The organism is Pseudomyxococcus flavus (genome assembly GCF_050038885.1).
GTDB lineage: Bacteria > Myxococcota > Myxococcia > Myxococcales > Myxococcaceae > Myxococcus > Myxococcus flavus.
This window is the reverse complement of record NZ_CP143624.1, coordinates 7,455,082-7,476,821: the sequence shown is the minus strand read 5'-3', so window position 1 is coordinate 7,476,821 and position 21,740 is coordinate 7,455,082. Positions and strand designations below refer to the sequence as shown.

General features: G+C 69.0%; 20 protein-coding genes. 8 read left to right on the top strand and 12 right to left on the bottom strand.

Annotated elements, in window-relative coordinates:
* The first annotated feature begins 797 nt into the window (after positions 1–797).
* Positions 798–1,316 carry an N-acetylmuramoyl-L-alanine amidase gene (locus tag VZL07_RS31075; protein ID WP_426751570.1) on the top strand — a complete coding sequence of 173 codons (519 nt, stop codon included), beginning with the start codon at positions 798–800 and terminating at the stop codon, positions 1,314–1,316.
* A gap of 203 nt (positions 1,317–1,519) precedes the next feature.
* Here the strand turns inward: VZL07_RS31075 and VZL07_RS31070 are convergent, their stop codons facing one another.
* The 3 genes from VZL07_RS31070 to VZL07_RS31060 all read right to left on the bottom strand — a co-directional run bounded on the left by VZL07_RS31070 (position 1,520) and on the right by VZL07_RS31060 (position 6,920).
* On the bottom strand, positions 1,520–2,806 hold the full coding sequence (locus VZL07_RS31070; protein WP_426751569.1) for a matrixin family metalloprotease: 1,287 nt from the start codon (positions 2,804–2,806) through the stop codon (positions 1,520–1,522).
* 91 nt (positions 2,807–2,897) lie between these two features.
* Positions 2,898–3,776 (bottom strand): sigma-70 family RNA polymerase sigma factor, encoded by an 879-nt coding sequence (locus VZL07_RS31065; protein WP_426751568.1) that lies wholly within the window; start codon positions 3,774–3,776, stop codon positions 2,898–2,900.
* Positions 3,777–3,836: 60 nt separating this feature from the next.
* Positions 3,837–6,920, bottom strand: coding sequence for a tetratricopeptide repeat protein (locus VZL07_RS31060; protein ID WP_426751567.1), 3,084 nt, complete (start codon positions 6,918–6,920; stop codon positions 3,837–3,839).
* Positions 6,921–7,103: 183 nt separating this feature from the next.
* Here VZL07_RS31060 and VZL07_RS31055 point away from each other — a divergent pair, with 183 nt between their 5' ends.
* Both VZL07_RS31055 and VZL07_RS31050 read left to right on the top strand, forming a co-directional pair.
* Positions 7,104–7,241 carry a hypothetical protein gene (locus VZL07_RS31055; RefSeq protein ID WP_426751566.1) on the top strand — a complete coding sequence of 46 codons (138 nt, stop codon included), beginning with the start codon at positions 7,104–7,106 and terminating at the stop codon, positions 7,239–7,241.
* A gap of 388 nt (positions 7,242–7,629) precedes the next feature.
* Positions 7,630–8,877 (top strand): alpha/beta fold hydrolase, encoded by a 1,248-nt coding sequence (locus VZL07_RS31050; protein ID WP_426751565.1) that lies wholly within the window; start codon positions 7,630–7,632, stop codon positions 8,875–8,877.
* Between the two features lie 206 nt (positions 8,878–9,083).
* Here VZL07_RS31050 and VZL07_RS31045 read toward each other — a convergent pair whose 3' ends face one another.
* Together VZL07_RS31045 and VZL07_RS31040 are read right to left on the bottom strand one after the other, a co-directional pair.
* Complete coding sequence (locus VZL07_RS31045; RefSeq protein ID WP_426751564.1) at positions 9,084–9,545, bottom strand: nucleoside deaminase; 462 nt, start codon at positions 9,543–9,545, stop codon at positions 9,084–9,086.
* A 464-nt stretch (positions 9,546–10,009) separates the two neighbouring features.
* Positions 10,010–10,192: an MYXO-CTERM sorting domain-containing protein gene (locus tag VZL07_RS31040; RefSeq protein ID WP_426751563.1), complete on the bottom strand. Its 183-nt coding sequence runs from the start codon at positions 10,190–10,192 to the stop codon at positions 10,010–10,012.
* 399 nt (positions 10,193–10,591) lie between these two features.
* On the opposite strand from VZL07_RS31040, the gene VZL07_RS31035 reads away from it, so the two are divergent.
* Positions 10,592–10,975 carry a hypothetical protein gene (locus tag VZL07_RS31035; RefSeq protein ID WP_426751562.1) on the top strand — a complete coding sequence of 128 codons (384 nt, stop codon included), beginning with the start codon at positions 10,592–10,594 and terminating at the stop codon, positions 10,973–10,975.
* A gap of 75 nt (positions 10,976–11,050) precedes the next feature.
* Here VZL07_RS31035 and VZL07_RS31030 read toward each other — a convergent pair whose 3' ends face one another.
* The 5 genes from VZL07_RS31030 to VZL07_RS31010 all read right to left on the bottom strand — a co-directional run bounded on the left by VZL07_RS31030 (position 11,051) and on the right by VZL07_RS31010 (position 14,859).
* Positions 11,051–11,641, bottom strand: a complete 591-nt coding sequence (locus VZL07_RS31030) for a hypothetical protein (protein WP_426751561.1) — start codon at positions 11,639–11,641, stop codon at positions 11,051–11,053.
* 270 nt (positions 11,642–11,911) lie between these two features.
* On the bottom strand, positions 11,912–12,271 hold the full coding sequence (locus tag VZL07_RS31025) for a bleomycin resistance protein (protein WP_426751560.1): 360 nt from the start codon (positions 12,269–12,271) through the stop codon (positions 11,912–11,914).
* A gap of 31 nt (positions 12,272–12,302) precedes the next feature.
* Complete coding sequence (locus tag VZL07_RS31020) at positions 12,303–12,587, bottom strand: hypothetical protein (protein ID WP_426751559.1); 285 nt, start codon at positions 12,585–12,587, stop codon at positions 12,303–12,305.
* Between the two features lie 215 nt (positions 12,588–12,802).
* Complete coding sequence (locus VZL07_RS31015) at positions 12,803–13,813, bottom strand: NAD(P)-dependent oxidoreductase (RefSeq protein ID WP_426751558.1); 1,011 nt, start codon at positions 13,811–13,813, stop codon at positions 12,803–12,805.
* A gap of 35 nt (positions 13,814–13,848) precedes the next feature.
* Positions 13,849–14,859 (bottom strand): NAD(P)-dependent oxidoreductase, encoded by a 1,011-nt coding sequence (locus VZL07_RS31010; RefSeq protein WP_426751557.1) that lies wholly within the window; start codon positions 14,857–14,859, stop codon positions 13,849–13,851.
* A 192-nt stretch (positions 14,860–15,051) separates the two neighbouring features.
* Between VZL07_RS31010 and VZL07_RS31005 the strand changes: the two genes are divergently transcribed.
* Positions 15,052–15,642, top strand: coding sequence for a TetR/AcrR family transcriptional regulator (locus VZL07_RS31005; protein WP_426751556.1), 591 nt, complete (start codon positions 15,052–15,054; stop codon positions 15,640–15,642).
* Between the two features lie 13 nt (positions 15,643–15,655).
* On the opposite strand, the gene VZL07_RS31000 is transcribed toward VZL07_RS31005, so the two are convergent.
* Positions 15,656–16,261, bottom strand: a complete 606-nt coding sequence (locus tag VZL07_RS31000; protein WP_426751555.1) for a TetR/AcrR family transcriptional regulator — start codon at positions 16,259–16,261, stop codon at positions 15,656–15,658.
* Between the two features lie 90 nt (positions 16,262–16,351).
* Between VZL07_RS31000 and VZL07_RS30995 the strand changes: the two genes are divergently transcribed.
* The 3 genes from VZL07_RS30995 (at position 16,352) to VZL07_RS30985 (ending at position 19,435) form a co-directional block, all read left to right on the top strand.
* The gene (locus VZL07_RS30995) at positions 16,352–16,729 is read left to right on the top strand and encodes a DUF1304 domain-containing protein (protein ID WP_426751554.1); all 378 of its coding nucleotides are present in this window, start codon (positions 16,352–16,354) and stop codon (positions 16,727–16,729) included.
* 171 nt (positions 16,730–16,900) lie between these two features.
* Positions 16,901–18,613 carry a discoidin domain-containing protein gene (locus VZL07_RS30990; RefSeq protein ID WP_426751553.1) on the top strand — a complete coding sequence of 571 codons (1,713 nt, stop codon included), beginning with the start codon at positions 16,901–16,903 and terminating at the stop codon, positions 18,611–18,613.
* Between the two features lie 363 nt (positions 18,614–18,976).
* A complete protein-coding gene (locus tag VZL07_RS30985) occupies positions 18,977–19,435 on the top strand; it encodes a DUF3175 domain-containing protein (RefSeq protein ID WP_426751552.1) in 459 nt (152 codons plus the stop codon).
* A 17-nt stretch (positions 19,436–19,452) separates the two neighbouring features.
* On the opposite strand, the gene VZL07_RS30980 is transcribed toward VZL07_RS30985, so the two are convergent.
* Positions 19,453–21,594, bottom strand: coding sequence for a M28 family peptidase (locus VZL07_RS30980; protein WP_426751551.1), 2,142 nt, complete (start codon positions 21,592–21,594; stop codon positions 19,453–19,455).
* Positions 21,595–21,740: the final 146 nt, after the last annotated feature.

The window sequence follows — 21,740 nt, the reverse complement described above, 5'->3', positions numbered from 1 at the left end:
CACACCGTGGGGCACCCAGCACCGCCCTTCCGAACCAACGACACACGATTCGGAACTTGACCCGCCGTCGTCGCTGGCTTCGCGGTGGTTCACCTCCTCGGAAACAGCCCCCGCAGCGTGAAGCGGCGCGGGTGGTCAGCCCTCATCTCACCGGGCAGCGGCCTTCTCCTGCTCTGCGCAAGGCGGAGGCGACGGCGCGTCAAGTGGGGGCTGCCCTGCAGCCGCTCCTCGTTCGAGCGATTGGGCCTTGAGGTGGGAGCATTGTACGGCCACCAGCGGCCCCGGGTGGAGGCCGCTGGTGGCCGCAGCCCAGCAAGTCCCCGAGGGTTCGCACAGCGTGAGCGTCAGCACGAACCAGGAGGCTCCTGGACGCGCGGCCCAGGCTTTCTCCAGCGGCCAGAAGACACGCGCACGAAGCCGAGCCCGAGGGTCGCGGGGAGGACCGCCACTGCAAGAAGGTCCTTGCCTGCCTGAGATGGCACCGACGCGCGTGTTCCCGTTGGCCGAGAAGGCGCACCCTGCGTGTCTTTTGCGTGCGGACGCACAACATCTCAGCGGCTGAGAAGATAATCCAGGCAGGCCCCCCATACTCCCTGGAGATTGACATGGTTTCCCGGCTCAATCGCTCCTCCCGGAGCCGTCCCACCCGCCTGCCCGAGGCGATCGAACACAATCGTCTCCAGAAGCCGAAGCCCCGCGTAAGGCCTTCTCGGCCAGACACCTTCGAGCCGGCGCGCACCGAAAGAACGAATGCGTCCAATGCGCGGAACGCGGCGAGGCCGACCAAGCCGGAGGTCGTGTCCCGCCCGACCGACAACTTCAATGAGCGGCCCCCTGGGCAGGACATCGACACCATCGTCCTGCACCACACCGCGGACGGCTCCGACGAGAGCAGCCTGGAGACGCTCACGGGCAAGGCGGACAACCTGCTCGGCCAGGCGTGGCTGTGGGCCAAGGAGCAGGTCAAGGGTGAGGTCAGCGCCCACTACACCATCGCCAAGGATGGGACCATCTACCAGCACGTCGATGATGAGATGCGCGCCTGGCACGCCGGTGAGGGCTCGCTGCGGGGCGATGGCGCCGACGTGAATGACCGCTCCATCGGTATCGAGATCGTCAACGAGGGTGATGGAAGGGACGCGTACACGGAGGAACAGTACCGCGCGCTCGAACAGCTCGTGCCGTACCTGGCGAGCGAGCACGGTGTTCCCCTGGAGAACGTGGTGGGCCACAGGGAGACGAACCCGGACAAGGTGGACCCGTCCCCGAACTTCGACTTCGACCGCATCCGCGAGGCCACCCGGCGGGTGCTGTAGGTGGGCCGTCAGGACACAAAGGGCGTCCGCTTCGCCCAGCGCGTCTTGTCGTAAGGGCCAGTCCCGAACCTTGTGTCATGGGATAGCGGGGTTCGACCGAACCAGGTCCACAGGATTCGGGACTGGACCCGCGACCGACCGGCGCAAGCCTCACACGGGCCTGCGGGCGGTCCGTCGCATAAAGGACCTGCTCGTGTCCTGAATCAATACGGGTAGAGCTCCGCCGCCGCCTGTGCGTCGCAGGACGTCACGGCGGCCGCGCACACGGTGGGGTTGGAGTACATGATCGAGTTGCAGTCCCGGTGGTGGTTGAAGCCGAGGCTGTGACCGATTTCGTGGAGGGTGACGGTCTTCGTGTGGTGCGCGCCCGCGCGGTACGTCTCGTTCAGCTGGATGGTGCTCCGCGTCAGACAGGTGCCCGACCAGTTGTTGTACGCGTACCCGTACCAGCCGTTGTAGCCATACGCCGCCGCGTAGACCATGACGTCGGAGGCACCGCTGGCGCGCCAGTGGAGATACAGGCTGTTCGAGATGGTCGTGTACATCCACGCGTTCATCGAATCACCCACGGGCCAGTTCGGGCCCGTGAGGTCCGTGAAGGTGACGTTCGTGGGCCGCCGGCACCACTTGTAGCCAAAGAGGGGAAGCCCGCACCAGCTCTGGGCGGTCGGCCCGGGGAACGCCTCCTTCAGCATGGGCACCGGGCGCGCCTCGGGGCGCACGTACGCGACGGTCCTCGCGCGCTCCTCGACCTTGGCGAGCAGCGCGTCGACCGGCTGGCCTACGTGCGCGCCCAATGCGGTGGCGTGATGGGAGTCGCCCGCGCTCTGGACGAGGCCGCCCTCCACCAGGATCCGTCCCCTCGGTCCGCCCGTCACCGCGTAGAGGCCACTCAGGGAGCTCGCGACCATGGGCTTCTCGCCCACCTGCGGCGTGAGGAAGAGGACCGACTGCTCGCCCACCTTCGGCAGCGGGTTGTCCTCCGGCGCGAGCGTGCATCCGTCGGCGAGCAGGCCGCCGGGGAACACGACGTCCACGGTGGCTCCCTGCGCGAGCACGCCGCCTGAGGCGGACTTCAGCTCCATCGAGGAGCGCGCGACGTCGGCGATTCGCACGGTCGCGATGGTCACCGGAAGGTCGCTGTAGAGGCCGCTCTCCTCTCCGAGGGGGCGCCCATCCTCCTTGGACAGTGCGTGAGCGCGGACGACGTCGAAGCGCGTGGACTCCACCCGGCCGTTGATGATCAACGCGGAGTGGTCGGTCAGCGCGTCGATGGAATCCTCCTCAAGAATCCAGTCGACCGTGAGCGTGTGCGCCGTGCCCTCGGCGTGCGCGTGGGTGGGCACCGGCGTCCCGGGGACCCAGGCCGCCACGTAGCCATCCACCGCGGGAGCCGGAAGCACCTCATCATCACCTCCAGTCTTGGCACACCCCACCACACCCAGGAGCACCAACGGCACGGCCCAGGAACGCACATCTCGCTTCGTCATGACTGCCTCCGAGGGGGAACGCTGCGGTACTTCCCCTTTGACGAGAAAAGGGGAATTTCGTCCCACCCGGCTGGCGCGATTTCCGGGTCCTTCAGTCCGTCATGAGCTGTCGCAGGCTGACGTCGAGCTGACTCCCCACGAGGCGCAGCATGCTGTCCAGCTCGTCGGGGGTCAGCCCGAGCCGCGCCATCAGCTCCTCGCGGGTGAGCGTCAGCAGCCGCTCGCGGGCGCGAGCAATCCAGCGCGCCACGGTGGAGCGAGGCGCTTGATAGGTGGCGCCCACCGAGTCCATGGACAGGCCGTGGACATGGTGCAGCCGCAGCAGGTTGCGCTCCCGCGCATCCAACCGACCCAACGCGGCACGGAAGGCCACGCGAAAGTCCTCCTGGTGCCGCTCGCGGATGAAGGCCAGCTCGGGGTCCGCGCCCAGCCGCTCCGCCAGCCCCGCCGGGAGCTCCCCCACGGGCTGCTCACGCGGCGCGGCGCGCTGCTGGTCGATGTGGAGCCGCAGCGCCACTGCCTTCACCCACTGCTCCAGCGGACCGCGCCCGGAATAGGAGGCCAGCTTCGGCGCGCCCCCGTCCACCGGGACGAGCAGCCGCTGGCTCAACACCTGCCGCAGCTCGTCCACGAGGGAGGGCGCCTCACGCGGCAGCCAGGTCCTCACCTGCGACAACACGTGCGCCTCGAACGCCTCGACGGCCCGAGCGTCTCCCCGCGCGCAGGCGAAGGCGAGGAAGAGGTCCCCCGCGCGCAGCCGCGCGAGCACCTCGCCGACCTCGCCCGTGGAGGGCAGCCGCTCGGCCACGTGCGCCAGGAAGGCCTCCACGTCCATGTCCACCCGTGGCCACGCCTCGCGCGCCTCCCGCACCAGGCCCGCGAGGGCGTCCTCCAGGCCCGGATGGGCCCGCAGCGCCGGGACGAGCGCCGGCGGCGCCCGCGAGAGGAAGGACTCGGTCTGCTCGGACATCAAGAAGCACCTCCACCGACGAGCCCGCACGCGCGGGCAGGAGTGAGACACGGCGCCGGCTCAGGGAGGGCCGTGCGCGGTCAGCCAGGCCTGCACGTCACGCACGCGGGGCGCGTAGGCGGGCGCGCCGCGGGCGTAGGCGTCCCGGGCCTCCCGCGCCAGCGCAAGCGCCCGCGGCCGCTCCCCGTGAGAGCGCCAGAGAAGGCGGGCCAGCGCGAAGAGCGCCCGGGCCCGCTCGGGAGGGGCCTGTTCCACCCGCGCGGAGAGCGCCACCGCCCGCTCCAGCAGCTCGCGGGCCTCGTGCGGCTGGCCTCCCTCCAGCAGCGCCTCGCCCAGCAGCCCGAGCGTCTGCGCCACCCGGGGGTGCTCCGCCCCGAGCACCTGCTCGCGCACCGCCAGCGCCCGCCGCAGGTGGACGAGCGCCGGGCGCACCCTGCGCAGGCGCAGCTCCACGTGTCCCAGGTTGTACAGCGCGCTCGCCACCTTCGGGTGGCTGGGCCCCAGCGTGGCCTCCCACAGCGCGCGCGCCGCCTCGAAGTGGGCCCGCGCCTCCTCCAGGCGGCCCGCGTCCATCGCCACCCAGCCCAGGTTGTTGCGCGACAGGGCCACGTCCGGATGCCGGGGGCCGAGCCGCGCCTCCTGGATTTCGAGCGCCTCGCGGTAGGCCGCCTCCGCCTGCGCGAGCTGCCCCAGGTCCAGCCGGACATTGCCCAGGCTCAGCAGCACGTTGGCCACTCGCAACTGCCCGCCCTCCCCGGCCTTGCGCAGGCCCGACAGGGCGCGCTCGTAGTGGGGCAGCGCCGCCTCGAGCTGGCCCTGCCGCGAGAGCGCGTCGCCCAGGTTCACCCGTATCATGCTGGTGCTGGCGTGCTCCGGCCCGAGGAGGCGCTCGCCTAGCGTGAGCGCCTCGCCGTAGCGCGCCACCGCCTCGGCCACCTTCCCCTGGAGTCGCAGCGCGGTGGCCACGTTGTTGAGGTGCGCGGCGCGCAGCGGGTGTTCGAGGCCATACACCGCCTCCACCAGCCCCAGGGCGCGCGCATGGTGCTGCTCCGCCTCGACGTAGCGCCCCAGCGCGTTGAGGGCCTGGCCCATGCCGATGTGCACATCGGCGAGCGCCACGTCCTGCGGCCCGCGTGCCCGCTCCAGCAGCGCGAGGGACTGGCTGGCATCGGTGAGCGCCCGCGCGTACTCGCCCTTCTTGAGGCTGAGACTGCTGCGGACGCGGTACAGCTCCGCGGCCAGCTCCAGGGAGGCCTCGGGCCCCAGCCGCTCCAGGGCCGCCTCCGCCATGCGCGCGGTGCGCTCGGCCTCCTTCACCAGGCCCATGCCCTCGCTTTCCGTATAGAGCAGGCGGTTCCATGCACGCGCGGCCGTCTCGTCGTCGCGCCCGGCCTCCGCGACGCGCACTGCCTCCTCCAGCGCCTCGCGCGCTGGCGCGAAGCTCCCGGCGGTGCCCCGCAGCTCGCCCAGCAGCAGCAGGGCCCGCGCCAGCGTGGGCCGGTGCCCCAGCCCCCGCAGCTCCGCCACCACCGCCTCCAGCCGGGGCAACGCGCGCACGTGGAATCCGGCCGCGGCCTGCACGCGCAGCCCGTCCACCTCCCGGCCCAGCGCCGCCAACCGCCTCCGGGCCTCCGGCGACGGCGGCAGCGGGTCCACGCGGGCGAGCGCATCCCGATCCGCGCACGCAGCCAGCGAAGGGAGCTGCCGCGCGGCCTCGGGCGCCCGGGTGAGCGTTTCCCGCTCCCCCTCCTCCAGCAGGTCCACCAGGACGCGCAGCGCCTGGCGCCGGCCATCCAGGCACGCAGCGCGCAAATCCATCAGCCGCTCGGACTGCGCCTGCCGGACGCGCGTGTCCTCACAGGACTCACGCTCCTGGGCCACCAGCGCCTGGGCATAGGCGTCCAGCGCCCGCGCCGTGGACTCGAAGGCATCCCGGGGCGCCAGCAGCGCGTGCTGACGGAAGCGCTGCTCCAGCCGGGCCCGGCGGGCCGCGTCCCAGGTGCCCTCCAGCCGGGACTCCAGGCCGGTGCACACTCGCGCGGCGTCACCCCGAGCCAGCGCGAAGCCCACCGCGGCGCTGGCCGTCACGCCCATGGCCAGCACCACGGCCGCCCGCCGCCAGCGGCGCGCACGCGAGGCGGACTCGAGCCGGGCCAGCAGCGCGTCCAGCGAGGAGTGTCGGGAGGCTGGCTCCACGGCCAGGCCGCGCAGCACGGCGTCGCGCACGGCGCCGGGCACGCGCGAGCCACGGGGCGGTGGCACCAGCCGCCACTCCGCCCGACTCCCCTCGAAGGGCCGCTGGCCGAAGAGGGCCTCGTAGAGCGCGACGCAGAAGCTGAACTGGTCGCTGCGCGCGTCCGCGCGCTGGCCCCGCCACTGCTCGGGGGACATATACGCGGGGGTGCCCTGCCGCACGCCGAGCTGGGCGTCGCCCCCTCCTGACGAGGCCTCCGGGCAGGAGCCGTCGCCCGTCTCCTGCTCGGAGGGAGCCGGGCGCGCGAGGCCGAAGTCGGTGACGCGCACCTGGCCGTCGTCTCCCAGCAGCACGTTGTCTGGTTTGAAGTCGCGGTGCACCAGCCCCACCGCGTGCGCGGCCGCCAACCCCCGGCCCGCCTGGAGGAATGTCGCGAGCACCTCGCGCCACGGCCGCGGCGCCTCCGCCAGCCAGTGGCGCAGCGTCCGCCCCCGCACGAGCGCCATGGCGAGGAAGACGGTGTCGCCGTCCAGGCCCACGTCATGCACGGTGACGACATTGGGGTGCGAGAGCCGGGCCAGCGCCTGGGCCTCGCGCACCAGCCACCCGTGCGCCTGCGCGTCCGCGACGGGCCCCGGCTTGAGCAGCTTGAGCGCCACCTCCCGGTCCAGGTCCGGGTCATACGCGGCGAAGACCACCCCCATGCCGCCCTCGCCCACACGGCGCAGCAGCACGTAGCGCCCCACGCGCGCTCCAGCCCGAGGAGACGCCTCCGGCCCGTGCGGGGCCAGGGACGCCTCGGCCAGGGCCCCCTGGCCCGCGAGCCCCGCCACCACCGCGCAGCACGCCGCACACCGGTCCAGGTGGGCCTCCAGCCGGGTCACCGCGTCCGCGGACAGGCGCCCCTGCTCCCACTCCAGCAGCTCGTTCTCGTCAGGACACGGGGGCATGGGACCAGCGCTGAGACTGCCTCGCCCCGGAAACATACGTCAGCCAGATTTCCGGCTGCAGCCACCTGTTGGCGGGAGGATGCCCCGCACCTGCTCCTGGTGCGTCGGGCTCGGCGCCTCCTGCCGGACGAACACGCGCGCCACGACGGGAGCCGCCTGGGGCGAGGAAGCGCTGGCGGCCTGTTGCAACGGAGCCCTCGCGCACGCCACGAGCGTGAGCAGGTCGTGGTGCCCATGCCGGAGGTGGGCAGGGACTACGAGCCCTACTCGGGGGGGCCTGGCCAGTCCCAGGGAGACTCCACGCTGGAGGTCCGCTCGTGACAGTCGCCTCATGCGGCCCGCGGCCAATCCCCAGTGGGGAGGGCAATGAAGACAGCACTGCCGCCACCATCCGACCGCGTGCGCCAGGTGCCCACAAGATTCCCCGCACCGCCGAGATGCCGGGCGTCAAGTCAGTGCGGCTTCGACAGGACATACCGCGTGATGACCCCGCCCCTTCAAGCTGACCAGCCATATCAATCACCACCTTTGACATGTCAGCCAGCGCTCGTGACATGTCAGGCGCCATTCCCGACATGCCTTTCAATGCCAGTCCCCCAGGGAAAGCGCACCACCGTGGATTGGCATGCCCCGTGCTGGGTGTGCCGCTCGGGCGCTCATGCCCTCCTCGCGCCCTCGACCGGTCGCGGGCCCACCCCTGAAGGCTGCCATGTCATCATCCGACAGCAAACTCAATCTCTGTCAGCAGGCGTTCCTCCTCTCTCATGAGTCCAACTACCTCGGCGACAACAAGGACAATGGTTTGCCCGGCGTGCTGGGCATCGAGCTGGGGCTTCATCTCATCGGTGAGGTCTTTCCCAAGCTGGCGGGACGAGGATATCCGTGGTCGCTCGCCTGGGGCCCGGCGGTCTATGCGCCGCTCGGTGTCCCCGCCAATGTCATGTACGTCGCGACGAACGCCGACAAGTCCGTCTACGTCGTCGCCATCGCGGGGACCAACTTCAACGCGCTCCTGACCGATGTCATCATCGAGGACAATTGCGTCATCAATGCAATCCCTTGGGCAAATGCGTTCCCGTCGCTGAATGGATGCGATGCGCCCTCTGGCGCCCAAACGCCGCACATCTCGCAAGGGACCCAGATCGGCGTCAACAACCTGCTGGCGATGACCGACCTGGCCAAGAGAAGCCTGGTTGATTTTCTCGGCTCGCTGCGCGCGAAGGGCTCCAAGACGCTCATCTTCGCCGGCCACAGCCTGGGTGGCGCGCTGGCGCCGACGCTCGCGCTGGCCCTCGCCACGTCGAAGAACAAGGCGCTCAACATCGCGGACTGGGGCAATGTCTACGTTCTCCCGACGGCTGGCCCCACGCCGGGAGACGAGAACTTCGCCAACCTCTTCAACAAGGTGTTCCCACCGGTCAAGCTGACGAACGCTCCACAGGCCTACTACGCCTGGAACCAGAACATCTGGAACAGTCTCGACGCCGTGCCGCATGCATGGGAAGCCTCCATGCTCGGCCAGATTCCATCGCTCTACAAGCAGGCGCCCTGGATGCAGAAGCCCCCCACCCAGCCGATGCCCCCAGCGCTCGCGGGGCTCGTCACGGGGGCCAGCCTGCTCTCGTTGATTTTCAACATCAATGCCTCCAGCCCCTTCAAGCAAATCCAGAACATCCAGGTGGACGGCACCTTCTGCGATGACGATCGCATCCAGGGCGATGGTCCCGACGCGCTCTTCCAGTCGTTCCTGGCGCAGGTCGGTTACCAGCATATCGACGCGTACTCGAAATTCTACCAGGTCACCGATCTGGTCACGCCGGCTGCCAAGGCAGGCCTGCACCATCGCATCTCCGGGTTGGCTGGCGCCGTCCAGAAGATGGCCCAGCAGTCGAAGCGACAAGCTGCCCTGCAGAGCCTGACCGAGACGCTCGGCAAGATCCCCCTCAAGGCAGGGTGAAATCAGCGCGGAGACAGCTCCTCGTTCCCGGCAATGACCGTCGCTCCCAGAAGTCCCAGCAGCCCCGCTAGGGGCTGCGGGCCCTGGAAGTGACTCGGCGTCGTCGAGTGGAGGGGATGGCTCGGGCCGGCACGACGACCGCTGGGAATGGCGACGCCACGAGCCCCGCCAGCCCGGCGGCGCCGTCGCCGGCATGGGCGTGCCGCTCACGCCGGGGCGCGGGGCGGACGTGCTCCGTAGAGCTCCGCGGCCGACACCTCCACCGGCACACGCACCAACGCCAGCGGCGGCGGCGACAGCGACAGGCGCAGCGCCTGGTAGGTCGCTTCGCTCGACATGCCGTAGGGCGCGGCGTCGGCATTGTCGAAGGCGTAGAAGACCTGCCTCACGCCGACCATCGTCAGCGCGGCCAGGCACATCGGACACGGATGGCCGCTCGCGTAGACCACGGCGTCAGGCAGATGGGGCCTGCCCAGCTTGCGGCAGGCGGCTCGCAGCGCCTCCAGCTCGGCATGGGCGGTGGGGTCGTGACTGTGGACGATGTCGTTGACGCCGGTCGCCACCACCTCGCCGTCAATGGCGACCACCGCCCCGAACGGTCGGCCGCCGCAGGCGGCATTGGCTTGGGCAAGGCGCACGGCCTCGCGTATCAGGCTTTCATGGGTCATCGGGATAGAAGGAAAAGAGTGACCACCTGCCGTGAGGCGAGAAGGAATCCATCCATTCCCACACGGTAGGCTTCCTTGGAGCTTATCGGACAGCATGGTGATGCAGCGGATGGAATGCCGTCCACCGGGGCAATCCGCTCATCCGCTCCAGCAGCAATGCGCACTGCGCAAGCCCCACCGGCGGGTGGAGACGTCTGGTGGGCTGCCATCGGGCCGCCTGCCAACCGCAGCGCCCCGCGGTGGCTGGCCGCCGAGCCTGCCGTTCAGGGCCCGGTCGAGCGAGACAAGAGTACCAGCGCCTGGAAGGACGGCGGTGAACGTCACCTCCTGCCCCGCCGTACCCGCCCGTGTGCGAACCGCCGCGGTGGAGAGGTTCCGCGACACCCCACGTCCCCCAAGCCAACGCGAGAAACCGGTCCAGTCGTGGCTCAGCGTCTGCGCCCTGGGCAACCGCCACCCTTGCGTCACACAGATGTGGCCCGTGCCCGCTTGCGTCGAAGGAGGACGACGAGGAGCCCCATGGTGAAGGGCGCCGTGCCGCTCGTCGAGGAGCACCCACTCGACTTCTGGTCCGGCGAAGGCGCGTACCGGAAGGCAGGCACCAGCTCCACCACCGTGCGCGCCGTGGCGCCCTCGTCATCGGTCACGACGACCTCGAACGTCGAGTTCTCGAGCCCCGTTCGGCTCGGCGAAGGCCACCTGGGGATTCGCGAAGGAGCGCGCCAGGGCCTGCCCACGCTCGCACGCGGCGTCGTCATCCCCCTGCGCTCTGGAGGCCGCGTCCAGCGGTTTCGCGAAGGCATGGCCCATGGCCTCCGCCGGCGGACTGGAGGACCGCCGGATGTCCACCTGCGTCCCCGGCCTCGAGCCGCAGCACCTCTCCGTCCGCAGGTTCCGGCTCGCGGCTCTCGAGGTTGGCCTCGGCCCCAACCAGAGGGGGCGATCCCCGGAGAGGTGTCTCAAGAAATCCCGGGGCGAAGACGACCGACGGCGCGCCCTCCTCGAAGGGATGGTAACGCCCGGGGCCGCTGAGCTATTGGGAATGGATGCACGACCCCCTGAGCATCTGCAAGCAGTCGTTCAAGGACCTTCCAGTCCCGCTCGTCGACAACACGAAGGTGGCAGTCATCGTGTCCGAGGGGACGGTCTGGCAGGAAGGAGGCCTCTTCTGTATCGTGACCTTCGCGTACAAAGATGAGGCAGGGAACTGGTCCACCGTCGTCGAAGAGCCGGTCGAGCTCGTTCCCGCCGAGCATCTCCACGACGAGCGCATCCCTTCGTACCTTCGGGCAGTGCCGCGTGCGGTGATCGAGCTCATGAATGGGCGAGGCTGTTTGTGGTTCACGCCAGCGACTGCGCTTCAATCAGATGCAACGACCGAAGACGCATTCGTGGCGGAGATTGTAGAGCGCAGCGAGCCGATGTGGTGAGCCGGTGCGCCTCATCGGCGCCCAGCCGGTGGGGCGGCATGCACTGACACGGGGACTGGGGGCCCGACGGCGTGCTCACTCCTCGGTGGGCTCGCTCGGGTCCTTCCTGCCGGTGGCCAGGTACGCCTCCGCACGGGCCTCCAGGTGGGCGGCGAGCCGGGGTTCCACACGCGAAAGCACCTCCCATTCGATATCCATGGCGCGGCGCACGACGGGCCGCGTCGGCGACAGGGGCTCCCCCGGGACGGAGGACGCCGCCGCGCCTTCCCCCAGCTTCGCGTCTCGATTGCCTGCGCCCATGCTCGGATGCGAGGGCGCGCGCCCGTTGGTGGTGTAGTCCATCCGGTAGGCCCGCACCACGGAGCGGCCGTCCGACAGCGGATGCACCTGCACGAAGATACGGGACCAGGCGGCGCCCAGGTCCGTGTTGCCCCGGATGCGCCAGGTGGTGTGGATGTAGAGCGGGTCCGCGGTGGGGAGCAGCTCGTACTTCTGCTCCGCGAGCAGGCGTCGCGTCGTCGCCAGCAGGGCGTCGGGCGGCAGCTTGTAGACGGCATTGCCGCTGGTGGTCTCCACCAGTTGCTGGCGGGTCTCGGGCGTGACGGCGCAACCGCACGCGCCCAACAGGAGCCCGACCGTCAACCACATCAAAAGGTGTGAGCGCATGACGACGTTCTCGGCATTGCCCGGGGCAAGGCGGGATGGAGCATGGCCTCCGCGCCCGGGCCTGGCTCTCGGAGGACACTCCTGAGAACGCACCGTGCGTGCCCCACATATCGCCATGCAGGCTCGAATTGGCCTGCTGAATCACTGCCCCAGGCCCAGTTCGTCTACGTCTGGCGCCCCGCTCAGCCGCGCCCCGCCGACGAGTCCGTTCTCGTAGGACGATTCTCCAGGAGTCGCTCAGGCCCAGTTTGCAACAACACGACGGACAGCTCAGTTCTGGATCAGCCTGAGCAAGGTTCCGTTCAAATCAATCAGGGCGCCCATCCGGAGCCCTGACTTTTCAATCGTCGCCGGATGCAGCCGAGGCCAGCCTCGGCTCTGCTCAGGCACGCCAGCGGCCTGACACACGGCGTAGAAGCCGTCCAGGTCATCCATTCTCAGACAGCAACTGAACCAGCTCTCCCCCGGATTCAGGCCGGGATGATGGAAGAACTCCAGTTTGACGCTTCCCCGCGTCATGATCATCCAGCTGTCGTCTCGCCAGCGCTGCTCGAAGCCAAGCCGTCGATAGAACTGAGACGTTGCCTCGAAGTCGATGGCCGGGAGGTTGGGAGTCGCCTGATCCGCCATGGTCAGTCCTCACAACGCCGCACCGCTCTCGCTACGAGCAGAGGAAGAAGGTGTCCGTGAAATACGCCGTCACCTGCCCCGACTGCGTGATGTACCCGGAACAGTCGGCGTGCCACGCCCCCGCCCAGTTCTGCTTGGCTGCGTCGTGGTAGTAGGTCCGATGCTGGCCATACCGCGTTCCACCGCCCGGCTCCTCCGAGCGCTGCTCCACCGAGGCCGTGTCACCCACTGGAAGCCCGGCCCCTGACTCGGCCGGACCACCGCAAGCGCCAAGAAGCAGCGCGGAGATCCCAACGACCCAACGAGATAGCGCCATTCGTGGCTCCTTGTCGCGATACGTGCTTTGAAGTTGCAGTTACAACCTTATCAAGACAGGGCGGAGAGCGTCCACACGGCGGGAACCGAGGAGACCACCGAGCCGCCAGCCCGGAACTGGCGACCCTACGCCCACCATGCCGATACATTTAGGATGGCTCGGCTCTGCGGACCTGGCGCGTCCAGGTCCACCTGCGTGAAGGTCCGCTGGAGGGGTCACACCCGCCAGATGCGCGTCCCCGACTCCTGCATGCGCTGGACGACGTAGGCCGGGTCCAGCAGCCCCTCGGGGTGGTGCAATCCCGGCGCGGCGGGCGGCCCTCCCGCGAGGCCGAGCATCCGCTCCGTGGCGAGCGCCGCGCCCAGGGCACTCAGTCCCGAGTGGACATCCGGGTCCACGAGCGCATGGCGGACGCGGGCCGTCGTCCCATCCGGCAGCTCGCCGGTGATGTCGATGATTGTCTCGAAACCAGCCCCCTGCCCTTGCGGACGCTGAGCCGCGGCCCGAATTGCGAAGTCGAGCCGCACCGTGGCCGCGCCCGTCGTCGCCGCGAGGCTCACCACGTCGAGCAAGGGATACGCACGGCCCGTCCACGCCGTACCATCCGCGCTGTGGAACACACGCGAGGCCGCCTCGTCCGAGGCCCACACGAACTTCCCATCCTGACGAATCAGTGGACTGGGCACGCCGCGCGTCAAGCGCTCCATGTCACCGGACGCCGCCGGCCCTCCCACGTCCTCCTCGTCGAAGAGGCCACCCATCTCGATGGCGTGGACCTTCTTGAACTCGCGTGCCAGGTGCAGCGTCGCCAGGGTCATGGTGCCCCCCAGGAAGTGCCCCAGGAAGAGAATGGGCGCGGCGGCGGGACGATGCGCGTGGAGCGCCACGGCGGGCCCGATGTCGAACGCGAAGTCGGAGAAGGCGATGTACGGTACGCCTTTCGCCTGCGCGTACTTCATGGAACGTAGCGTGTCGTCCTTGAGCAGCACGACGACCCCACTGACGGCTGCGTCCGGAGGAAGTCCCAGGTCGTCCCGCTCCAGGTCGATGCGCACCGCTTCCGCGAGGCCAACCTCGCTCGCGAGCGCCGCGGCCTTGTCGCGATCACGGCCCCCAATCCAGATGGGCAGCGTGGGCTGGAGTCGACGCAGGGCCTTCACGGCTCGGCGTCCGACGACGCCCGAGCCTCCGATGATGAGGACGGGATTCAGCGTGTTCGTGGACATGATGAAGCTCCTAGGGCGATGAGAGAGGAACAGGTTCAAACGCGGCTGAAGCGGACACCGCTCTCCTGGAGGCGCTGCACCAGGTACTCGGGCGCGATGAGCGTCTCCGGGAGGTAGAGCCCCGGCGCCGCGGGGGCTCCACCCGAGAGCCCCAGCAGGCGCTCGACGGCCACGGCCACGCCCATCGCCGTCACCGGCGCCTGCCCCCGCGGGTGGGTGACCTCGTGGCGGACGCGCGCCCGCGTTCCGTCCTCGAGCACGCCTTCCAGCTCGATGATGAACTCCGTGGAGAAGGGCTCGCCTCGGCGGCGCGAGGAGGACATCCCGACCGAGACATCGAAGCGGACGGATTTCGCCTCGGTCGCCGCCGCGAGGCTCGCGGGGTCGAGCAGCGAGTACGGCTGGGCGTGGAGCGCGTGCCCATCCACGCCACGCACGGTACGTGCCGAGCTCGCAGCCTCGGCCCAGCGCCAGCGGCCCTGCTCCAGCACGAGGCTGCTCGGCGCAGCCTTCGTCTGGCGCTCCAAATCCACCAGGGCCGCCGGTCCCCCCACGTCCTGCTCGTCGAGCACGGCCGTGATTTCAATCGCGTCCAATGACTGGAACGCGCGGGCGAAGTGCAGCGTGGAGAGCGTCGCCGCGCCGGCCAGCCAGTTGCTGGCCATGAGCACGGCGGAGCGCGTGGGCTGGTGGATGAAGTACGCCACCTCGGGCGCGACCTCGAACAGCGCCGTGGAGATGCCCAGATACGCCGCCCCCTGTGTCTGCGCATAGCGCAGCGAGTTCAGCGTGTCGTCCTTCACGAACATCACGATGGCGCTGTAGGCCCGCGACCCGGGCTGGCCCAGGTCCGGCCGCCCCAGGTCCACGCGGGCGGCATCCGCGTTCCCGAGCTCCCGCGCCACAGCCTCCGCGCGGGCGAGGTCACGACCGCCAATCGTGATGGGCAAGGCCGGCTGGAGCTGGCGCAACGTCTTCGCGGCCAGGGAGCCGACGACGCCCGAGCCTCCAATGATGAGTACGGGTTTCTGCGAGTTCGTGGACATGACGAATGCACTCCCCTGCCCCTTCGGGCAGACGACAGGTGTGGCCGCCGGGGCGGCGCGGTGGACTGTCCTGGTAACCCTACGAACAGTAAGTTACCAAAAGTAGGTTCGCCACGAATTCGTACGGGACGGTCGCCGGTTGCGAGTCGGTACCGGGAGGACTAAGCCCAGAAGCGAGTCCACGACGTCTCCATGAGCGACACCTCCACCAAGAAGCTGCCGAAGGCCCAGCGGCGCGACCAACTGCTCGATACGGCGATGGCCATCGTGCGGGAGGAAGGGACGGACGCGCTGACGCTCGGTCACCTCGCCGAGCGCGCGGGCGTCAGCAAGCCCATCCCCTACGAGCATTTCAAGACGCGCGCCGGCCTGTTGATGGCGTTGTACGAGCGCTCCGACAGCCAGCAGATGGCGATGCTCACCGAGGCGTTGCAGCGGACGCGCCGCAAGCTGGAGGACGTGGCGAAGGTGATGAGCGCGGCGTACATGCACTGCTACATGAGCATGGGGCCGGAGCTGCACGCCGTCTCCGCCGCACTCAAGGGCGACGGGCAGATGGAGTCCTTCTACCAGCGCGTGCTCGACGGCTACGTGGCCCACTACCAGGAGGCGCTCGCCCCCTACTGCGAGCTGCCCCGGGACACGCTGCGGCAGCGCTGCGTGGGCATCATCGGCGCGGCGGAAGCGATTTCGCGCGAGATGCTCCGGGGCACCATCCCGGAGAGCACCGCCGCCGCGACCCTCGCATCGCTCATCGTCGCCTGGCTGTCGTCGAAGAAGTAGCGCGGGCCGCGCATCACGGCCCCCCTGCGCCGGCCCAGCCCTCCACCTCGCTCGCGGCGGCGCGTGCGAGCTTCGCGGCCGCCGCGGGGTCCAACCTCGCGGTGACGAGCACGCCAATGACGGAGCCCAGCAGCAGCTCCACCCGACGGGCCACCGTCTTCCGCGGCATGACACCCGACCGCGCCGCGGCCTCCAGGGCCTTCGTCAGGTGTCCCTGCAAGAGGGCCCGGTAGTCCTCCACCGCGCGATGGGCCTCGGCGTCATGCGGGGCCAGCTCCGTGGCCGTGTTGACGAGCAGGCACCCGCGGCGCGTCAGGGCTGGCGGCGCGGTGAGCATCGTCGTCGCGAGCGACTCGAAGTACGCCGCCACCTGCGCCAGGCCCGCCGGGCTCGTGGCGAAGACGGCCAGCCGGGGGGTGATGACCTCCTGGAGGTACAGCGCCACCGCCCGCGAGAACAGCCCCCGCTTGCTCTCGAACGCCTGGTACAGGCTGGAGCGGTTCAGCCCCGTCGCCTCCTCCAGGTCCGCCAGCGAGGTGGCCTCGTATCCCCTGGACCAGAACACCCCCAGCGCCTTGCGCACCGCCTCCGTCTCGTCGAACGCACGCGTCCGCGCCACGTCACCCTCCTTGACAATTCTGGACCGATCGTTTCAATATGATTCGGAACTGACTGGTTCAGAATAGCGAACTTCCGGAGGGGAGTCATCATGTCGCCACTGGCACAGGGCTTCGCGGTCATCGCCGCGCTCATTCACGTGTTGTTCTTCGTCATGGAGAGCATCGTCTTCTCGCAGCCGAAGGTCTGGCGGCGCTTCGGACTGAAGTCGCAGGCGGAGGCGGACGTGGTGAAGCCCATGGCGCTCAACCAGGGCTTCTACAATTTGTTCCTCGCGCTGGGAGTATTGACAGGCGTGTCGCTCGTGCACACCGACGCGGTCGCCTCCGGCGTCGCGGTGGTCATGTTCGGCTGTGCATGCATGGCGCTGGCCGCGCTGGTGCTCGTGTCGACCAACCGCCGCTTCCTCACGGCCAGCATCATCCAGGGCGCCCTGCCCGCGCTAGCCATTGCGCTCGTCGCAATCTGAGCGGCGGCATGGCGCCAGAAGCGCGTGAGCATCCGGAATGCTCCCGAACACGGGCAATCCCACTCGACAACCAGCAAATCCAAGAACCCTGGACAGAGCAGAACCCGCGCGCTATCCGAGCGCGGCGCCCGGCCCCCACCCGGGCGCCCCCTCGACGTCGAGAGAAACCGCATGCTCGAAAAACACCGCCCGCCCCTGCTCTCACCGCCCTCCTCACACGTTCTCGCCGTGGCGCTGTCCCTGCTGGTGCCTGGCGCAGCCTCGGCGTTCTGCCTCTACAACAGCATCAATGCGTCGGCGGACGTGAAAGTCCTTGGAGGAGACTTCAGCTCCAACGTTTCGGCCGGTGCCAATGCGTGCTGTCACTGGAGCAACAAGGACTGCAACCCTGCAGGTACGCAAGGTGCCATGCTCCGTGCGCAGTTCGAGGTAGGCACGTTCAACTGCGTGGTGCCGTTGCAGGCAGGGGGGTATGCGTCCGTCGAGCAGGAGGATCGCTCCCATCTACGCCTCCCGCCCAACTACTACTGCAAGTCGTTCACACACGACCACCAGCTCATCTACCAGTCGAACTATGGTGTCGGCTTCACGAAGCGGGACGTCCGGTTCCTGGTGACGGGCGACCCCCAGTACCAGAACAGCGGTGACAACAGCACCGCGAATCAAACGCTGGCAACGATGGTCAACGCCATCAGCCAGAATCCGCAGGTTCGGGGCATGGTGGTCGCCGGAGATCTGACGCAGAACACCCGGCCACGGGACGAGTTCGCCTCGTACAAGCGTGCCATCTCGGGCATGAGCCGGTTCGTCTATGACGGCATCGGCAACCATGACCAGCACGAGGCGACGTTCGCTCAGCAGTTCGCCTGCGGACTCCCGTCTGGAATGGACTCCACGTGCGTCGACCGTGTGGAGATCCAGAACGACATTCATGAGCGGAAGCGGTCCACCGTCTTGACCCTCCGTGGAAATCCTCACTACTCGTGGGACTGGCATGACATCCACTTCGTCCAGCTCAACCTCTTCCCGGGGACGGAGGCATCGCCCACCCGTCCCGAGCACTCTCCCAAGGACTCGCTCGTCTTCCTGATGATGGACCTGGCCTTCCATGTCGGGACCTCGGGACGTCCGGTGGTCCTCATCCATCACTACGGCTTCGATCCCTTCTCCACGGGTGAGGAGAACGGCAAGTACTGGTGGACCGAGGCGCAGCGCGTGGCCTACTGGGATGCCATCGCGAGCTACAACGTCATCGCCATCTTCACGGGGCACAACCACCGAGGCCCGGGCTCGCCGTTCCAGGAGTTCTTTTATCGACCCGCGGGCCGGATCTCGGGGCCCGATCGGTTCCTCTCCTTCGTATCGGGCGCGGCCACTTCGGGTGCCTATCTGGACGTGATGGTGGACGACGCCGCGCTCACGCTGACCCAGAAGGACAGCCATGGTACGCCCACGGGCATGTTCGCCCAGATTCCCTTCAGGAACCTGGCGCTGAACAAGCCCGCCACTCAGTCCTCGCTCCTCAATGACGCTCAGGCCTGGAAAGCGGTCGACGGGAACACGGATGGCGTCTTCCCCAACCTCTCGGTGACCCACACCCTGGGCGCGCCACAGGACCCGCAGCCCTGGTGGATGGTCGACCTCGAGGCACAGCGATGGATTGGCTCGGTGGTACTCCATAACCGCACGGACTGCTGCGCGGAGCGCCTCTCCAACTTCAAGTTGATGGTCTCCGCGGACGGGACGACGTGGCACGAGTTCCCGCACCCAGGCCAGGCAGGCACCGTCACGCGCATTCCCGTGCGTCGCTCGGGCCGCTACGTCAAGGTCCAGCTCCTTGGTGGAGGACCGCTCAGCCTCGCCGAGGTCGAGGTCTTCGAATAGCGCTCGATATTCGAAGATGGCCGGCCTGGCGTCCCCTACGCCGGGCCGCCGACCGCACAGTGCATTCCTGGCCACAGCCGACGGTAGCGAAGGCCCGTCGCGAGGCTTGAATCGCGGCGAGCCAGGCAGCCGCCTCCGACCGCCCTCATGACCCGGCCGCCCCAGCGCGGCACGGAACGCCGAGCCTGCCGACGAGTCACGCCATGAACAGCCTCACGAAAGGCGGTGTGTGGCCTGCCAACGCCAGGACGCAGGGCACCGGCAGGAGATACCGGCTGACTCATCTCGCATCGCCTGCATGGAGGCCACGGGCCCCCATCCACTTGACCTCGAAGCGAGCCCCCAACTCCGGAGTCCTTGGACGTGAACCCAGGCAAAGGAACATCCCGGCGGGCGCGCCCGGCCAAGGCAGAGGCCACTGGCCGCGGTGCGAAGTCCTCCGAGGCAATCAGGAAGGCCGGAACGACAGCGCAGCCATCCCAGCGCGCCCCGAGGCAAGCGCATCACCAGCGTGAGCCGGGTGGCGCCCAGCAGGAACGTCGCTGGTCCTGCGACGTGACGGAGCGAAGCAATGCGCTCGACCTCGAAGAGGGCGTCTTCACGCGAGCCCCGAAGGACATGGCCCGCTCCCTGAAACGTTCGGCGGAACAAAGCAGCCGGCGGAAGGCTTCACCGTTCCAATCCGCCATGTCGATGCTCACGTTCTTCGAGAACCGGGCGGGCCGCAGGCTGGCGCCGGAACGGCGGCGAGCGCTCGAGCAAGCCAAGGATGAGCTACGGAGGCTCTATGGCCGGCCTCCGAAGGGCACGGCCCCCGCCTGATGCAACGCCGCGCCCGCTCACCGCGCCCGCGTCATGACGCCGCCTCGCTCCAGCAAGACGAACATGTCCACGAGCGCTTCGATGGGAAAGACATGACCGTACTCGGCATAGGCAGCGTCACGGATGTCGGCGACGGAGCGCTGACCATTGGCGTAGCTCGCGAGGGCATCGGCCAGTTGATAGAAACGCAGCTCGCCCTCGCCGCTCTGACGCAGGGCCGTGGTCGCGGCGTCCAACGCGGCCTTCACCGCCGCCAGCCGGGGCTGGTCCTCGGCGCCCAGCTTGCCCGTGACCTCGTCGAAGGCCGCGAGCTCCTGGCCCTTCACCCTGCGCGGAATGAAGCCCCGCGCCCGGCGCTCTGCGTCGGAGAGGGCGGGCTCCTTGGGAACCGGGCCGCGCAGCTTCACGTCCGTTTCGATGCGGCTCAGCGCCTGGGACTCGGCGGTGTCCAGTGCCTTGACCATGGCCTTCACGGTGGCGGCGGACGCGCCCAGGGGAAGGCATGAGCGGAGGGCCTCTCGCTCGCGCTGATAGGCGGCGCGAACCACCGCGCGGGCCAGCCGGTAGCTGACAGACAGCTCGGAGGGGGACGCCGCGGCCAGGTCGCGGCGGGCCCTGAACTCGTCCTCCGCCGCCCGGCGCGCGCCGTGGACCGACACCAGACGCGCCAGCTCGACGGCCTCGGTGCCATGGGTCCAGGCCGCCACCGTGACAGTCGCCAGGCCCGCGAAGGCGGCACGGTGAAGCTGGGTGGGGTCCACGTTCTCCGGCCGGTCTTCACTGGTGTGGTAGGCATCATCGGGCCACGTGGTGAAGGCCACGCCTGGAATGCCATGGTCGTTGAAGAGCTGGTGGTCCGAGCCCCGGCTGTAGCGGTCCATGCGCGCATCCAGCGGATCCCGGGAACCTGTCACCGAGTCGATACGGAAGTCCTTCCGCGGAGGGTAGACCACGGCGTTGAACCGGTTCATGAAGGCCACCGTGGACTCGGAGACGGCATTCACGAAGCTGCCGTTCCAGTCCGGCGTGTACGTCACCAGGAAGCGCGAGTGCACACGCGACAGGCCGGCGCCCAGCATGTCGAAGTTGAAGTGAGCCACGCGGCGCACCGGGTCCTCGGCATGATGAGAGAACCACTCCCGCGTCCCCTCGAACTCCGGCAGCCACAGCACGCGCAACGTACGGACCGGCGGCGGCAGCACCCCGCGACGGATGAGCGAGGTGTACGTCCGCACCATCTCCAGCAAGGTGGCCGCCCCCGAGGCATTGTCATCCGCGCCCGGCTTGTAGTGGTCCAGGTGCGCGGTGAGGACAATCTCCTCTCCCGGCTGACGCCCGGGGATGACACCGCTGACGATGCTGAAGTGCCCTGGGGCCTGCTCGGTGGCGACGCTCACGTCCACCTTCACGGGCCCCGTCCGCAACTGCGCGCGCAGCTCACGTCCTACCCGGTCTGAGACCATGAACAGGAAGGGCGCCGGCGCCCCCGGCGGCATCAGCTTCGGGGGAACCAGGGCCCAGCCCACCTGGTCCGGAAAGTCACCGTCCATGCGGTTGGGCAGATTCCACGGCGGTGTCGAGTACGAGGAGACCACCCCCACCGCGCCATGCCGCACGACGGCCTGGCGCAAAGCGGCGGTGGGATGCCCATCGATGAGCGCCACCTTGCCCTTCAACGCCTTGCCCGCGTACTCGGCATCCTGGGCACCCGACCCTACGTCGACGAGCTCCAGGTCCGTGCCCTCGAAGCTGCCACTGCCAACCGCCAGCGCCATGGGCATGTCCGCATGCGACGTCACACGGTAGCGCTGCGGCCCCGCCACCCACAGCTCGCCACGCGTGGCGCGCCACTGGGGGCCGCTCTTCATGGGCTCCAGCCGGACGTCCTGCAGGCCCGCGGCCTCGGCGGCCCGCTGCATCCACGCCGCGGCCTCGGAATACCCCGCGTGAGTGTCCCGGGCGATCAACGCGAGGCGCTGGACCCCATCGTGGATCCGGTCCCCAGAGCTCTCATGGATGAGCGCGCGGACCACGTCGTCTCGGAGCACCAGCCCCGTCGCGGGCGACACAGGCCCGATGGGAGACGGCGGCGGCTGAGCGTTCGCGCGGTGAGTCAGGAGCAACGAGAGGCAGGCGAGGAGAACGGGCACGGTACGCATGAGGAGTCTCGGGGTGCTTCACACATCGATTCTGCCCGCCGGTATCCCTCAACCCGGGCGCGGACTCCAGCCCAAGGCGACCGCCCCCGCGTCTCGAAGCCCTGCACAGACGTGCGCGTACCCTTTCACACAGAGAATGATGCGCC